Below are 14,757 nucleotides of genomic sequence, written 5' to 3'. Positions count from 1 at the left end.
TTGCTTCAGTGATTCCGCACGTGCGAACTTGATGCGCATGGCAATTCGCCGAAGAATGACATCATCGTCGAAGGGAGCAGACAAGCGATCTGCATCCCCCGCAATCATAACAAGCTTAGAGGGTCGATCAAATGAAACTGACAGGTGGCCAAGTTGTTGCGAAAGCGCTCAAGGATTATGGTGTTGAATATGTCGCCGGCGTGCCTGGTCATGGCATCTGGTCGCTGTTCGACGCCTTCCTGCAGGAGGGATCCGAGATCCCCTTCATCCAGGTGATGCACGAGCAGAGCGCCGTCCACATGGCTGATGGCTACTACCGCGCTTGCGGCAAGCCGATGGCCTGCTCGACCTCGGTCGGCCCGGGCGCTGCCAACACGATTATCGGTCTTGCCACCGCCTATACCGACTCAACGTCGCTGTTCTACGTCTCCGGCTCGCCGCAGACCTATATGCACGGCCACGGCACCATGCAGGAACTAGAGCGCCAGCAGGACAATGCCTTCCCGCGCATCACCGAGCAGGTCACCAAGCGCGCCTGGCAGGCGAGCTCCGTTCAGGGGTTGCCGAGCATCATGCACCGCGCCTTCAGCGAAATGCTGACCGGTCGCCCAGGCCCTGTCCATGTCGAAGTGCCGATGGACGTCCAGGTCGAGGCCGCCGACGTCACCATCCATCCGCTGGACAAGCGCCTGCCGGTCGGCGTCGCTTATCCTGATCCGAAGGCGATAGAAGCCGCGGTGAAGGTGCTGCTCGCCGCCGAGCGCCCGGTCATCGTCGCTGGTGGTGGCGCCATCACTGCCGGTGCATCCGTTGCCCTGACGAACCTTGCAGAAAAGCTCGGTGCCGCCGTCTCCATCACTTGGAATGGCAAGGGCGCGATCTCCGAGGATCATGACCTGTTCATCGGTGCCGTCGGCCAGACCGGCACCACCTGCGGCAACAAGATCACCGCATCGGCCGACGTCGTCGTCTCGGTCGGCTGCCGCTTCACCGACTGGTCTGCGTCCTCCTATGCCAAGGGCGTGTCCTTCTCCATTCCCTCCGCCAAGCTGATCCATATCGACCTCGATCCGCGCGAAATCGGCAAGAACTACGAAACCGAAGTCGGGATCGTCGCCGATGCCAAGGTCACGCTAGAAGCTATCCTGGCCCTGATCTCGGACACCGAATCCAAGAACATGGTGTCGCGCCGCGAACTCTTCCTGGCTGACGTCCAGAAGGCAAAGGCCGATTGGCGCGACTTGGTCGAGCCGCGCGAAAACAGCCGCGAAACGCCGTTTACCTCGCAGCGGCCGTTGATGGCGCTACGCAAGGTTCTCGACCGCGATGGTATCGTCGTCGTCGGCTCGGGCAACACCCAAGGCTCGGTCAAGCAGAGCTTCCCGATCTATGAGCCACGCACCCATCTGACGTCCGGTTCCTACTCGCCGATGGGCTGGGCGGTTCCGGCCGCCATGGGCGCCAAGCTCGCCAAGCCGGATCGCCAAGTTGTTGCCATCGTCGGCGATGGCGACTTCATGATGTCGTTGCCGGAAATGGGCACGGCCGTGATGAACGGCATCAACGTCGTGTTCCTGGTCTTGAACAATCAGGGCTACATGTCGATCCGCGGTGGCCAGCGCAAGTTTATGGGGCGCCACATCGCCTCCGAGTTCAGCCATCATGCCGGCAATGGCGCACCCTATTCGGCTGACATCACCGCATCGGCTCGCGCCTTCGGTCTGCAGGCCTGGAAGGTCGAGAAGGACGAAGACCTGGAAAGCAGCCTGAAAGCAGCGCTCGACTGCGGCGGCCCGGCTTTGGTCGAAGTCATCGTATCGCGCGACGCGGCTGGCCCGTTCGCCACCGGCTGGTGGGACTTCCCGTCGCCGGCCTATTACGAAAAGGAACAGGCCGCCTATACCGAGATGCGTGCGCTTGAGCAGCATCTCTAACTAGAGACGGCTAAGCCGGCTCACACCTCATCCTTTCTATCCCCTTGGACTGCGGAGCGCGTCGCTTCCGCAAGCGAAGAGTCATTCTCATGATACGGCACATCAAAACAGCCCAGGTTTCATCTTCGGACACCAATGACGGTTCGGTCACCAAGGCCGTCGAGGCGCTCCTCGCCAAGGTGGAAAGCGGCGGCGACAAGGCCGTCCGGGAGCTATCCGTCCAGTTCGACAAGCTGGATCGGGCCTCCTACCGCCTGACCAAGGATGAAATCGCAACCGCGATCAATTCGCTGACTAGCCGGGAGCGGGAAGACCTGGATTTCGCCCAGGATCAGGTTCGCAGGTTCGCCCAGGCCCAGAAGGACAGCCTGAAGGACCTGGAGATCGAGACCTTGCCGGGCGTCGTGCTCGGTCATCGCAACGTCCCGATCCAGAATGTCGGCTGCTATGTGCCGGGTGGTAAATATCCGCTGCTGGCGTCGGCACATATGACCGTGTTGACCGCACGGGTCGCCGGATGCGAGCGGGTCATTACCTGCGCACCGCCGTTCAAGGGGCAGATCTCGGAGAAGATCGTGGCTGCCCAGGCGCTCGCGGGGGCCGACGAGATTTATTGCCTTGGCGGTGTCCAAGCAATCGCTGCGATGGCTTATGGCACCGAGACGATCGACGCGGTGGACATGCTTGCAGGCCCAGGCAACGCCTATGTCGCCGAAGCCAAGCGCCTGCTGTTCGGCAAGGTCGGTATCGATTTGTTCGCCGGCCCAACGGAGACCCTGGTGATTGCCGACGACAGTGTCGATGGCGAACTGGTTGCCACCGATCTATTGGGGCAGGCCGAGCACGGGATCAATTCGCCGGCCGTGCTGATAACCAATTCGGAAAAGCTGGCGCGCGATACGCTCGACGAGATCAAGCGGCTTCTCGCTATCCTGCCGACCGCCGAAATCGCCAGCAAGGCATGGGAGGATTTTGGCGAGATCATCCTGTGCGACACGATCGACGAGATGGTTTCCGAAGCCGACCGCGTTGCCTCCGAACATGTTCAGGTCATGACCCGGGATCCGGATTACTTCCTCAACAAGATGCGGAACTACGGCGCGCTGTTCCTTGGCGCCCGCACCAATGTCGCCTTCGGCGACAAGGTGATCGGCACCAACCACACGCTGCCGACCAACAAGGCTGCCCGCTACACCGGGGGTCTCTGGGTCGGAAAATTCCTGAAGACCTGCACGTACCAGCGCATTGAGACCGATGAGGCATCGGCACTGATCGGTGCCTACGGATCACGGCTCTGCCTCATGGAGGGCTTTGCGGGACATGCCGAGCAGGCAAACATTCGCGTTCGCCGCTACGGCGGCCGCAACGTCCCTTATGCGACGGCGGTGAAGCCCATCGACGCATAAAACCGAACGGTAGGTGCAAGCATCAGGACGACCGGACCTGCCGCCCTTACTCAAACACCAATGCTAAAAACAGGGGAACTGACATGAAATTGACCACACTTCTCGCTGCTTCGATCGCCTTTATCCCAGCCGTCGCCATGGCGGAAGAGAAAGGCAAAGTCGAGGGCATTCACCACTGGGTTTCCGAGAGCGAAGTGAACGCACTCAAGGTTATCACCGACAAGCTCGCAACCAAGGGGTACATCTGGCAAGACAGTGCGGTTGGCGGCCTCTCGGGCGCCAACGCCCTCCAGGCACTACGCACCCGTCTCGCTGCCGGCAACCCGCCGACAACGATGCAGTTCCTCGGTTATGAGGGCTTGGACTGGGCCAAGGAAGGCGTTCTGCGTTCGCTTAACGACCTCTACGCCAAGAACGGCTGGGACAAGGCGCTCGCACCGCAACTACTGGCATTCGTCAAGTCCGACGACGACTATATCTCCCTACCCATCAACATGCATCGCCAGAATTGGGTCTGGGCCAACAAGGCCGTGTTCGACAAGGCTGGTCTCGTCGAGCCCAAAAGCTGGGACGAGCTGATCGCCGCGGGTCCGAAGCTCAAAGAAGCCGGCGTGATCCCGCTTGCGATCGGCGACGAGCCCTGGCAGATCCTAGAAGTCTTCGAAGCCATTCTCGTTGATGTCAACGGCCCGGATTTCTACAAGAAAACCGTAATAGACCTCGACGAAAGCGCGCTTTCCAGCGACCAAATGGTAGCGACCTTCGACAAGCTCCGTCAGGTTCGCGGCTTGGTAGACGATGGTTTCACCGGCCGCGACTGGGCTGTTGCGACCGGCATGGTGGCCAGTGGCAAGGCGGCAATGCAGATCATGGGCGATTGGGCCAAGGGTGAATTCCTCGCTAAAGGCATGAAGCCGGGCGTTGACTTTCTATGCTTCCCGACCCCAACGGCAACACCGAATTTCAAGTTCGTGATCGACTCGTTCGGCGTGTTTAAGGTTGACGATCCGGCGGTCGTGGCTGGCCAGGACGCCTGGGCGGAATCGATCATGGATCCGGAAGTCCAGAAGAGCTTCAACAAGATCAAGGGCTCGATTCCGGCTCGCTCGGATGTATCGGTCGACGATTTTGACGCGTGCGCCCAGCGCAGCTTCGCCGATCGCGAGGCTGCTGTTACCAGAGGCGCCATGCTCGGCGGCCTGACTGAGGGCTTTGCCGCACCGGCGCAGTTTTCGGGTGTCTTCAGTGACGTCGTCGGCAAGTTTTTCGTGACTGACATGTCTTCCAAGGATGCGGTTCAGGCTCTCGTTGACGGGATCAACAACGCGCGCTGATCCAATCCTGATCCGCCCGCCGGGCTTCACCAGGCGGGCGGATCAAGCGGTGCCTTCGAAAAAAACGGGGAATGCTGTCATGCACAGTACACTTACGCTGAAGGAACGGTTCACACATTGGCTGCCTCGGCTTGTCCTATCACCAAGTCTTGTGGCGATCTTCGTGGGTGTCTATCTCTTCATCGCCTGGACGGGATGGATATCCCTGTCATCATCTAAAATGGTTGCGAAATACGATTTCGTCGGGCTGGAACAATACGTGCGACTGTGGGCCACCCCGCGATGGGAAACCGCTGTCTTCAACTTGTTCATCTTCACTTTGCTGTTCCTCGCCATTACGATCGCGCTTGGCCTTCTGATCGCCATTTTGCTCGACCAGCAGGTTCGCGCGGAAGGTTTCCTGCGCGCAGTCTATCTCTATCCGATGGCGCTTTCCTTCATCGTCACCGGCACGGCCTGGAAGTGGATCCTCAATCCCGATCTCGGTGTGGAAAAAGTCGTCAACGATCTCGGGTGGAGCGGATTTGTTTTCGACTGGATTACCCGGCCTGACTACGCGATCTACTGCGTGGTCATCGCGGCGGTGTGGCAATCGACCGGCTTTGCGATGGCTATTTTTCTCGCCGGTCTTCGCGGTATCGACACGTCGATCATCAAAGCGGCGCAGATCGAAGGAGCGGGCCTGCCGCGCATCTACATGAGCATCATCGTGCCGATGCTCCGTCCGGCCTTCCTCAGCGTCATCGTTCTTTTGAGCTACATCTCCATCAAGAGCTTCGACTTGGTTCTCGCGCTCACAAACGGGGGGCCTGGAAATGCGACAGAAATGCCGTCGACCTTCATGTTCTCCGCCACGTTCCGACGCAACCAGATGGGCGTCGGCGCAGCCAGCGCGATGATGATGCTGATGACAGTCGCCGCCATTATCGTTCCATATCTCTATTCTGAACTGAGGGAGGGCCGTAATGAACACTGAGGTCAACTCGGCGCGTCGCTCCCTTTTGCTCGGACGCATCTTCATCTACGGATCGCTGATTGCTCTTGCCGCATTTTACCTGATGCCGCTCTGGGTCATGATCGTTACGTCGCTAAAGTCCCTTGACGAAATCTATTCCGGCTCCTTCGTCGGCCTTCCCAAGGTTGTTACTTTCGAAGCCTGGGAGAAGGCATGGGGGCAGGCATGCATCGGCACGGCCTGCGATGGCCTGCGCCCCTATTTCGTCAACTCGCTGCTGATGGTTGTCCCGGCCGTCATCCTATCGACGGGCATTGGTGCGATCAACGGCTACATTCTCACCAAGTGGCGGTTCCCAGGATCAAATTTTATTTTCGGCATGGTGTTGTTCGGCTGTTTTCTTCCCTTTCAGGCAATCATCTTGCCGATGGCACAATTGCTGGGAAGCCTGCGCCTATCGGGGACAATTCCTGGGCTGGTGCTAGTACACACTGTTTATGGTATCAGTTTCACGACGCTGTTCTTCCGCAACTACTTCATCACCATACCTGATGAGTTGACCCGCGCGGCCCAAATCGATGGTGCGGGCTTCTTCCGAATCTTCTTCTCCGTGATGCTGCCGGCAGCGCTCCCGATCATCGTCGTATCCTGCATCTGGCAGTTCACGCAGATCTGGAACGACTTCCTCTTCGGCGTCTCCTTCACGGCGGGGCAATCGTCGCCCATTACCGTTGCGCTAAACAACATCGTCAACGTCACGATGGGGCGCAAGCAATACAATATCGACATGGCCGCGGCAATGATCGCCGCCATTCCAACTCTGATCGTCTACGTCGTCGCCGGACGTTATTTCGTCCGCGGATTGACCGCTGGTGCCGTGAAAGGCTGAGACAATGTCAACTCTTGAAATCGATCGCGTCCGCAAATCCTATGGCATTCACGAAGTCCTGAAGGAGGTTTCGATCTCCATCGGCGCCGGCGACTTCCTAGTACTGCTTGGGCCTTCCGGCTGTGGCAAATCCACACTTCTGAACATGATCGCGGGTCTGGATACTATCACGGGCGGTGAGATCCGCATCGCGGGCAAAGTTATCAACAACCTCTCGCCGAAGGATCGCGACATCGCCATGGTATTCCAGTCCTACGCGCTGTATCCGACAATGACGGTTCGACAGAACATCGAGTTCGGTATGAAGATCCGTGGCGTCTCCCCGTCGGATCGGGAAAAGGCCGTCAAGACGGCGGCCGATCTGCTGCAGATGACCCATCTGTTGGATCGCAAGCCCGCCCAGCTCTCGGGGGGGCAGCGCCAGCGGGTGGCAATGGGACGGGCGATCGTCCGCCAGCCAAAACTGTTCCTTTTCGATGAGCCGCTCTCCAATCTCGACGCTAAGCTGCGTGTCGACATGCGCACGGAAATCAAGCGTCTGCACGCTCGGCTCGGAACGACGATCGTCTACGTCACTCATGACCAGATCGAAGCGATGACGCTCGCGACCCGCGTGGCCGTCATGAAAGACGGTGTGGTGCAACAGCTCGACGAGCCGCAGGCAGTGTACGACCGCCCGGCCAATGTCTATGTCGCAAAGTTTGTCGGATCGCCGTCGATGAACATCATTCCCGGCGTGCTCGAGGTACAGGGCTCAACTGTAAGCGCCGTCATCGATGTCGCCAACCGGCAGCCTGCACGTATTTCCGGCATTCCAGTATCACTTCAGGCTGCGCGAAAATATGCGGGCAAGAAAGTGCTCGTCGGCGTCCGCCCAGAGAACTTTTCAATTGCTGCCGGCGATCAGGTATCGACGCTCGCCGTGGACATCGATGTGGTCGAGCCGACCGGTCCCGATACACTGGTCGTCTTCAATTGTGGCGGTGTCGAGGTAACGGCGCGGCTGCCGCCAAAGCAGGCGAGTGCCGGATCCGAGGCGATCCTGTCGGTCGACACGTCCAAGGTCGTCGTCTTCAATGCCGATACTGAAACCCGGATCGATTGAGGTGAAGCGATGACACAGACAGCAGACATCGTCATTATCGGTTCGGGCGTCGGTGGGGCGTCGCTCGCGCACAGCCTGGCCCCGTCGGGGCTGCGTATCGTCATCCTCGAACGAGGTGAGCAATTGCAGGACACACCTGAGGCCCGCGACGACGTCGCTATTTTCCAGAAGGGTTTTTACAGGTCGTCGGAAGAATGGCTGGGAACCGACGGCCAGAGCTTCCTGCCGGGCAACTATTACTATGTGGGAGGCAATTCCAAGTTCTTCGGAGCGGTCATGTATCGTTACCGTCGCGAGGACTTTTCAGCCCGGCCGCATATGGACGGCATCTCGCCGGGATGGCCGATGTCTTATGACGACCTGTCGCCCTGGTACGACCGGGCGGAAGCGATTTTCCGGGTCCGCGGCTCGACGCAGCAGGACCCGACCGAACCGGTGCATGCCAAACCCTATGCCTATCCCGCCGTGCCGGACGAACCGGCGATCGCCGCCGTGCGCAAGCGGCTGGAAAAGGCCGGCATTCACCCTTCCTCTCTTCCGCTGGCGATCGATCTCGATACCTGGCTTGGTCGTGCACCGACGGGCTGGGACGCATTTCCTAACACGGGCGAGGGCAAGATCGATGCGGAGGTCGGACCGCTGAAAAGCGCTCTCGACCACCCGAACGTCAGCATCGTGACGGGCGCCCGCGTCACGCGGCTGGACGTCGATGAGAGCGGCCGACGGGTCGTCGCCGCTGTGTACATCAAGGATGGCGTCGAGCAGCGCATTTCGGCCGGCCGCTTCGCCGTCGCCGCCGGCGCCGTGCAGTCCGCGGCACTCCTTCTGCGCTCGACCAGCATGGCGCATCCGACCGGACTGGGCAACACCTCCGATCAGCTGGGCCGCAATTTCATGAACCACAATACGACGGCAATGCTCGCCATCGATCCGTTCAGGCGTAACAGCAGCGTCTACCAGAAGACGATTGGCTTCAACGATTTCTACAACGAAAACAATGAGCATGGCTTTCCGCTCGGGAACGTCCAGCTGCTCGGGCATATCACCGGCAACATCTTGAAGGCGAACTTCCCGGTACCCGCGCCACGCTGGCTCACCAGCCTGATCGCGCGGCATGCCTATGGCTGGTTTTTGACCAGTGAAGACTTGCCGAACCCGGAAAGCCGGGTCACGGTTCGCGATGATCGCATTGTCATGCATTGGATCAGATCGAATATGCGTGCACACGAAGCCCTGATCGCCAAGACCCGCGCCGTCATGCGCAAAGCGGGATTCCCGATCGTGCTCACGCACACGTTCGGCCGCAAGACGACGTCGCATCAGTGCGGCACCGCGCGCATGGGCAGCGATCCGAAGACCTCCGTTGTCGATATGGATTGCCGCAGCCATGATGTGGAAAATCTCTACATCACCGACGCTTCGGTCCTGCCGACGTCGGCGGCTGTCAATCCGGCATTGACCGTATCAGCGCTGGCGATCAAGGCCGGTGCCTCCATCGCGAGGCAGGCATGATGACCTTTCGCAACCTCGGATCGGCACGCCTCGGCATTCGTCCCGCTCAATCGGCTGAACTGAACACGTTCGACTATATCGTTGTCGGCGGCGGCTCCACCGGCTGCGTGGTGGCCTCCCGGCTTTCGGAAGATCCGGCTGTCAACGTGCTGCTGCTGGAAGAGGGGCCGCGCGATCGCAGCCCGTACATTCACATCCCCGGCGCCTACTACAAGACCGCCCAGGGGCCGCTCCTGAAGCGCATTCCCTGGGAGCCGATGGCGGAGCAGGAGCGTACGGAAACGCCGACCATGGTGCAGGCACGGGTTCTCGGCGGCGGGAGCTCGGTCAACGCGATGATCTACATCCGGGGCGTCCCGTCGGACTACGAGCAGTGGGCGGCGATGGGCGCGGATGGCTGGGGCTATGCCGACGTGCTGCCCTATTTCAAGCGTGCCGAGGACAACAACCGCTTCAGCAACGATGTCCACGGCGTCGGCGGCCCGCTCGGGGTTTCCGACGTCTACTATATCCATCCCCTGACACGCGCCTGGTTGCAGGCCTGCCAGCAGGCGGGGCTCCCCTATAATCCGGACTTCAACTCTGGCGATCCGACGGGCTGCGGCCTGTACCAGATCACCGCCCGTGACGGTCGTCGCAGCTCGGCAGCCGTTGCCTATCTCAAACAGGCCCGCAAGCGCAGCAACCTGCGCATCGAGACCGGCTGCACGGTGACACGCGTCATCATCGAGAAGGGGCGGGCAGTCGGCGTCGAATGCGCCAAGGGCACGCGCAAGATTGTCTATCGGGCACAGAGGGAAGTCGTGCTGTCCGCTGGTGCCATTGCGTCCCCGAAGCTGATGATGCTGTCCGGACTTGGGCCTGCGGATCAGATCAGGCGACAGGGGCTGACCGTCCATGCCGACATTCCGGGTGTTGGGCAAAACCTTCAGGATCACACCGAGATTTCGCTGGTCTACCAGCTCAACGGTCCGCACAGCTACGACAAGTACAAGAAGCTGCATTGGAAGGCGGCGGCGGGCCTGAACTATGCCCTGTTCCGCAACGGCCCGGCGTCATCCAACCTGATCGAAGGCGGTGCCTTCTGGTGGGGCAACAAGGACGAGACGGTGCCGGATATCCAGTATTTCATGGTCGTCGGCGCCGGGATCGAAGAGGGCGTCGACGCGGTTCCCGGCGGCAATGGCTGCACGGTCAATCTCGGACAGATCCGGCCGCGCTCCCGGGGCGAAGTGACGCTTGCAAGCGCCGACCCTCTCGCCAATCCACGCGTCGCACCGCGCTATTTTTCCGATCCACACGATCTGGATGCGATCACAGAAGGCACGATGGCTGCCCTCGATATCATGGCGCAGCCCGCCATCGCGTCCTATGTCGAAACAAGACATGCGCCGGCGCCAAATCTCAATTCGCGCGCCGATATCAGGACGTTTTGCCAGCGAACGGCGCATGCGGCCCTGCATCCGTCCGGGACATGCCGGATGGGTCAGGACGACATGGCCGTTGTCGATCCACAGCTGCGGGTCAGGGGCATCGAGGGGCTGCGGATCGCCGATGCGTCGATCATGCCAACATTGATCTCAGGCAATCCGAATTCCGTCTGCATCATGATCGGCGAACGCGCGGCGGAATTCCTCCTCACATAAGGCCGGCGGAAGCATGTACCTCCCGCAACGGGCGGGAGGCGAAGCATTGCCCTGGCATGGGCGAGGCCCAAGCTGCCGGGATGGCTGCAACAGTCCCATATCAAATCGCCAAAGGAGCCGTGCCATCGTCGACGATGGCCCGTTGGCCTTAATTGCGCGTGATTGTGCATTGCCTCACAAATAATGCATGAATGTGCGGTTTTTGTTGCATGTTTCGGCGTGTTCGTGCATAAGAAAATTGTAGCAAGCAGAATGAGGCTGGAATGAACGCGCGTGTGGTCGTCTTTGATATCGGTGGGGTCCTGATCGACTGGAATCCTGCCTATCTCTATCGAAAATTGCTGCCGGATGAGGCGAGTGTTTCGCAGTTCCTGAAAGAGATTTGCACGGGTGCCTGGAACGAGCAGTTCGACGCCGGAGTGCCCTTTGCCGACGGCATTGCCGATCTTGCCGCACGTCATCCGGATAGAGCCGATCTCATCGAGGCCTACTGGCACCGGTGGCACGAGATGCTGGGCGAGGAAATACCCGGCACGGCCAGGGTCTTGGAGCGATTGAAGGCAGCTGACGTCCCCGTGCATGCCATTTCCAACTGGTCGGCCGAAACCTTTCCGCGCGCGCTGGAGCGCTTTCCTTTTCTCGATGCCTTCGACATTCTGGTCGTGTCCGGCCGGGAGCAACTCGTGAAGCCCGGGATTGCGATTTTCAAACTGTTCCTGGAACGGGCAGGGGTTCCGGCCGAGGACTGCCTTTTCATCGACGATAATCCCGCAAACATTGCAACTGCGGCATCGCTCGGGTTCCAGACGGAGCTTTTCCGGACGGCCGAAGCGTTGGAGAAGCGGTTGGCCGCCATGGGCCTTCTGCTGCAGATTGAAGAGGAGGGTGCATGACGACCGAGAAACAGGAGTTCGCGTCCCTCTCGCCCGAGGAGCGGCAATCCATCATCGTCGAGAAGGTCAATGCGACCGGTCGCGTGGTTGCCGCCACGCTGGCGCAGGAATTCGGGGTTTCGGAGGATTCGATCCGCCGGGATCTGCGCGACCTGTCCGATGCCGGGCTGGTCCAGCGCTTCCACGGCGGTGCTTCGCGTCTCGTAACGCCGGCACTCGACTTCCATCGCCGTGAAACCATCGGTGCCGGTGAAAAGCAGCTGATCGGCCGGGCCGTCGCCGCAACGATCCCGGAGGGTGCGACGCTGCTGGTCGATTCCAGCACGACCGTCATCCACTTCCTGCGCAGCCTGCCGCCGACGCTGTCCGTGCGCATCATCACCACGGCCGTGGACGTCGCAGCGGCAGCACTCGATCATCCGCTGGCCGAGGTCATCATGATCGGGGGTCGGCTTGGCCGGCTGACCCGCAATGCCACCGGCGCCAGCGCCATCGAGGCGATCCGTGCCTTGAAAGCCGATTACTGCATCCTCGGAACCTGTGGCGTCGACAACAACCTGATGGTTCGCGCCGATGATTTCGATGACGCCTATCTGAAGGCGACGATGATCAAGGCCTCCAACAAGACCTTGCTACTGGCAACCGCCGAAAAGCTCGGCCAGGCCGCAACCTACGAAGTCGCGCCCGTTTCCGTGGTGTCGACCCTGTTCACCAGTAATCACGACAACGCCATTCTGAAGCGCATTCAGGAGCTTGGTGTCGATATCGAGCTGAGCTGACAAAAGTATTTGTTTCAAGGAGATGATGATGACCTATTCGCTGGACCAGGACGCCAGGGCTATTCTCTTGCCCGCATTCGACGGCCTCGATTTCGCCGATGTGATGGAACCATTCCTGGAAAAGGGCGGCTGCTCCGTCCTGATCGGGGAAACGCGGGCTGAGTATGTCGCGCGGGCCATGTCGCAGGAGCGGCTGGCCGCTGAAACGCCCGCTGTCTTTCAGGCGGTCATCGAAAAGTTGAAAGCAAGATGCCCGGACCTGATTGTCGCGGTAGACCAAGAAATGGGTGGCATCCAGAGACTGCAGGGACTTGCTCCCGATCTACCGGAACTGGCCGATGCAGCAGGGCTTTCGGATGACGCGCTTGCCGACCGCTGCTTCGCCACGGCTGACGCCGCCCGCAAGCTGGGCGTCTCGATGTTCCTGGCGCCGATCGCCGACGTGATCGATGGCCGGAATTCTTGGCTGCAGGGTCGGACGATGGGGCCGGATGCGGAAACCGTGGCGCGGCTGGTCTCCGCCTATGTCAAAGGCGTCCAAAGGGCGGGGATCACGGCGGTAACGAAGCACTTTCCGGGCTTCAATAATCTCGATGCCGACCCGGCGCTGGTCGATGTGTCCCTTCAGACGGCCCGCGATCACATCCTAGCGAATGCACTGCCGTTTACCGCGGCGATTGCGGCCGGCACCAAGGCGGTCATGACCGGGCCAGCTCCCGTCTTTGCGTTCGACGCGAAGAACGCCGCCAGTACATCGGCCGCCGTCATTAATCTCCTAAGAGAACAGTTCGCCTTCAAGGGCTTGATCGTCAGCGACGACCTCGATTCGCCCGCAACGTTGCGCGGCCATTCGCTGCTGGAAACTGCGATTGCCTCGCTCAAAGCTGGCGCTGATCTCCTGCTTGTCGCCGGCGGGCCGCATCTCGACGCCCTCAGCGACGGTCTCGTAGCGGCCGCACAGGCCGGCACGCTGTCCGCCGAACGCCTGTCGGATGCAGCTGCGCGCGTGCGGAAAAACGCCGCCGGGCACTGACGCAAGACGGGTGCCTTAAAGTCTAAAAGGCCCACTGGAGCGATCCGGCGGGCCTTTTCAGTCATTGCATCTGCAGTAATATTTAGCTTGAAACACGATCGATGGCGGCCGAAGCAGCCTGCAATCGCGCCAGAGGCAGGCGCCCGTCCTCAACCGCTCGTTCGATGGCCCGTGCCAGCCTATCAAGATGCGGGACTGCTGCCGGCGAGACCAGCAGGAGGTCAGCACCCGCGACCAACGCCTCAACGGCGATGTCGACAAGGGACCGGCTGCCGAGTGTCGAGCGGTGATCGAGGTCGCAGGTAATGACCAGGCCAGAGAATTCCAGTTCCTGACGCAGCAGGCGGATCAGATCGGGTGAAATCGAGCCGGATTGCGGCGGCGTGACCGCATCGAAAATGGCGGGGCTCATGAAGACAGCATCGGCGCCGGCATCGATCCCCGCCGTGAACGGCGCGAGATACGGCTGCAACTCCTGCATCTTCAGGGGGACACGGGCATCCTGCGACGCCGGCAGCCCAGTGATGACAGGGTTGCCGGGAAAATGCTTCAGCGTGCTGCCGATTCCCGCCCGCTTCAAGCCGCGGACATAGGCCGCGACCAGCCGCGAGACATCGGCGATGTCGTCACCCAGCGTGCGGCCAGCGAGCCACGGATTGTCTTTCGCAACGACGTCGGCGGTCGGAGAGAGCAGGAGGTTTATCCCGAGTTGCCGTGCATCCCGCGCCATTGCCTCGATCCGGTCTGTGAACGCATCCTCGGCCATGGCTTGGCTTTCGCTCAATGTCGGCAGGGCGGCTGTCAGCCTGTGTAGACGGTGAACGGCGGAGATATCCGCGTCGAGGGCGAGCACGGCGGGGCCAGCGATCTGGCGGGCACGGTCGGTTACCGCGCGCCAGGCATCGGCCGTTTCGCGGCGGATTCGGTCGGGGCGGATGATGCCGGTTGCGTACTCGGTTCCATCTTCGCCGAAAAGGATCGCCCGTCCGCCGTTTTCGAGGAATGCGACCAGTTCGGCAGACAGCTCCAACTCCGTCGTGACCGGGAAAAGCGTGCTGTAGGCAAGGCGTCGAACGGAGGTCATGGCAAATCTTTCGTGGATGGTTTGACTAATTATGCGTTTTTATGCATTAATATGCACGAAGACGCAACGGTGAGATTGATTCTTGAAAACCATGCTGGGGATTACCCACGCCCGATGGGCTGGCCGCCAAAACCGTCCGTTGAACCGGACGGGTAGCTCCCGCTTGGCCGGGAACCGCGCCAAATCC

At 60.6% G+C, this 14,757-nt stretch carries 12 protein-coding genes; 11 read left to right on the top strand and 1 reads right to left on the bottom strand.

Features of this window, described 5'->3' with window-relative positions:
* Window positions 1–131 precede the first annotated feature (131 nt).
* The 11 genes from ACP7BS_RS18395 (at window position 132) to ACP7BS_RS18345 (ending at window position 13,486) form a co-directional block, all read left to right on the top strand.
* A complete protein-coding gene (locus ACP7BS_RS18395) occupies window positions 132–1,934 on the top strand; it encodes a thiamine pyrophosphate-binding protein (RefSeq protein ID WP_426239265.1) in 1,803 nt (600 codons plus the stop codon).
* A gap of 89 nt (window positions 1,935–2,023) precedes the next feature.
* Complete coding sequence (gene hisD / locus ACP7BS_RS18390) at window positions 2,024–3,340, top strand: histidinol dehydrogenase (RefSeq protein WP_426239264.1); 1,317 nt, start codon at window positions 2,024–2,026, stop codon at window positions 3,338–3,340.
* A gap of 83 nt (window positions 3,341–3,423) precedes the next feature.
* Window positions 3,424–4,674 carry an ABC transporter substrate-binding protein gene (locus tag ACP7BS_RS18385; RefSeq protein WP_426239263.1) on the top strand — a complete coding sequence of 417 codons (1,251 nt, stop codon included), beginning with the start codon at window positions 3,424–3,426 and terminating at the stop codon, window positions 4,672–4,674.
* A gap of 79 nt (window positions 4,675–4,753) precedes the next feature.
* The gene (locus tag ACP7BS_RS18380) at window positions 4,754–5,650 is read left to right on the top strand and encodes a carbohydrate ABC transporter permease (protein WP_426239262.1); all 897 of its coding nucleotides are present in this window, start codon (window positions 4,754–4,756) and stop codon (window positions 5,648–5,650) included.
* Entirely contained in the window at window positions 5,640–6,518 is an 879-nt protein-coding gene (locus ACP7BS_RS18375; protein WP_426239261.1) for a carbohydrate ABC transporter permease, read from the top strand. Before ACP7BS_RS18380 ends, ACP7BS_RS18375 begins: the two co-directional genes overlap by 11 nt.
* A gap of 4 nt (window positions 6,519–6,522) precedes the next feature.
* Window positions 6,523–7,623: an ABC transporter ATP-binding protein gene (locus ACP7BS_RS18370; RefSeq protein WP_426239260.1), complete on the top strand. Its 1,101-nt coding sequence runs from the start codon at window positions 6,523–6,525 to the stop codon at window positions 7,621–7,623.
* Window positions 7,624–7,632: 9 nt separating this feature from the next.
* A complete protein-coding gene (locus ACP7BS_RS18365) occupies window positions 7,633–9,135 on the top strand; it encodes a GMC family oxidoreductase (RefSeq protein WP_426239259.1) in 1,503 nt (500 codons plus the stop codon).
* Window positions 9,135–10,781 carry a GMC family oxidoreductase gene (locus ACP7BS_RS18360; protein WP_426239258.1) on the top strand — a complete coding sequence of 549 codons (1,647 nt, stop codon included), beginning with the start codon at window positions 9,135–9,137 and terminating at the stop codon, window positions 10,779–10,781. Before ACP7BS_RS18365 ends, ACP7BS_RS18360 begins: the two co-directional genes overlap by 1 nt.
* Before the next feature lie 263 nt (window positions 10,782–11,044).
* On the top strand, window positions 11,045–11,674 hold the full coding sequence (locus ACP7BS_RS18355; RefSeq protein WP_426239257.1) for an HAD family hydrolase: 630 nt from the start codon (window positions 11,045–11,047) through the stop codon (window positions 11,672–11,674).
* On the top strand, window positions 11,671–12,453 hold the full coding sequence (locus tag ACP7BS_RS18350; RefSeq protein WP_426239255.1) for a DeoR/GlpR family DNA-binding transcription regulator: 783 nt from the start codon (window positions 11,671–11,673) through the stop codon (window positions 12,451–12,453). Before ACP7BS_RS18355 ends, ACP7BS_RS18350 begins: the two co-directional genes overlap by 4 nt.
* Window positions 12,454–12,481: 28 nt before the next feature.
* On the top strand, window positions 12,482–13,486 hold the full coding sequence (locus ACP7BS_RS18345; protein WP_426239254.1) for a glycoside hydrolase family 3 N-terminal domain-containing protein: 1,005 nt from the start codon (window positions 12,482–12,484) through the stop codon (window positions 13,484–13,486).
* 82 nt (window positions 13,487–13,568) lie between these two features.
* Here the strand turns inward: ACP7BS_RS18345 and ACP7BS_RS18340 are convergent, their stop codons facing one another.
* Window positions 13,569–14,570, bottom strand: coding sequence for a glycoside hydrolase family 3 N-terminal domain-containing protein (locus ACP7BS_RS18340; protein WP_426239253.1), 1,002 nt, complete (start codon window positions 14,568–14,570; stop codon window positions 13,569–13,571).
* Window positions 14,571–14,757 lie beyond the last annotated feature (187 nt).

Origin of the sequence: Pararhizobium sp. DWP1-1-3 (genome assembly GCF_049896125.1) — a bacterium.
In the GTDB taxonomy this organism is placed as follows: Bacteria; Pseudomonadota; Alphaproteobacteria; order Rhizobiales; family Rhizobiaceae; genus Pararhizobium.
This window is presented reverse-complemented; position numbering and strand designations above follow the sequence as displayed.

What these genes read in the sequence shown, in the direction of transcription:
- ACP7BS_RS18365 (WP_426239259.1), top strand. Translation starts at nt 7,633, where the DNA reads ATGACACAGACAGCAGACATCGTCATTATCGGTTCGGGCGTCGGTGGG.
- ACP7BS_RS18355 (WP_426239257.1), top strand. Translation starts at nt 11,045, where the DNA reads ATGAACGCGCGTGTGGTCGTCTTTGATATCGGTGGGGTCCTGATCGAC.
- ACP7BS_RS18375 (WP_426239261.1), top strand. Translation starts at nt 5,640, where the DNA reads ATGAACACTGAGGTCAACTCGGCGCGTCGCTCCCTTTTGCTCGGACGC.
- hisD (WP_426239264.1), top strand. Translation starts at nt 2,024, where the DNA reads ATGATACGGCACATCAAAACAGCCCAGGTTTCATCTTCGGACACCAAT.
- ACP7BS_RS18360 (WP_426239258.1), top strand. Translation starts at nt 9,135, where the DNA reads ATGACCTTTCGCAACCTCGGATCGGCACGCCTCGGCATTCGTCCCGCT.
- ACP7BS_RS18380 (WP_426239262.1), top strand. Translation starts at nt 4,754, where the DNA reads ATGCACAGTACACTTACGCTGAAGGAACGGTTCACACATTGGCTGCCT.
- ACP7BS_RS18345 (WP_426239254.1), top strand. Translation starts at nt 12,482, where the DNA reads ATGACCTATTCGCTGGACCAGGACGCCAGGGCTATTCTCTTGCCCGCA.
- ACP7BS_RS18340 (WP_426239253.1), bottom strand. Translation starts at nt 14,570, where the DNA reads ATGACCTCCGTTCGACGCCTTGCCTACAGCACGCTTTTCCCGGTCACG.
- ACP7BS_RS18395 (WP_426239265.1), top strand. Translation starts at nt 132, where the DNA reads ATGAAACTGACAGGTGGCCAAGTTGTTGCGAAAGCGCTCAAGGATTAT.
- ACP7BS_RS18385 (WP_426239263.1), top strand. Translation starts at nt 3,424, where the DNA reads ATGAAATTGACCACACTTCTCGCTGCTTCGATCGCCTTTATCCCAGCC.
- ACP7BS_RS18370 (WP_426239260.1), top strand. Translation starts at nt 6,523, where the DNA reads ATGTCAACTCTTGAAATCGATCGCGTCCGCAAATCCTATGGCATTCAC.
- ACP7BS_RS18350 (WP_426239255.1), top strand. Translation starts at nt 11,671, where the DNA reads ATGACGACCGAGAAACAGGAGTTCGCGTCCCTCTCGCCCGAGGAGCGG.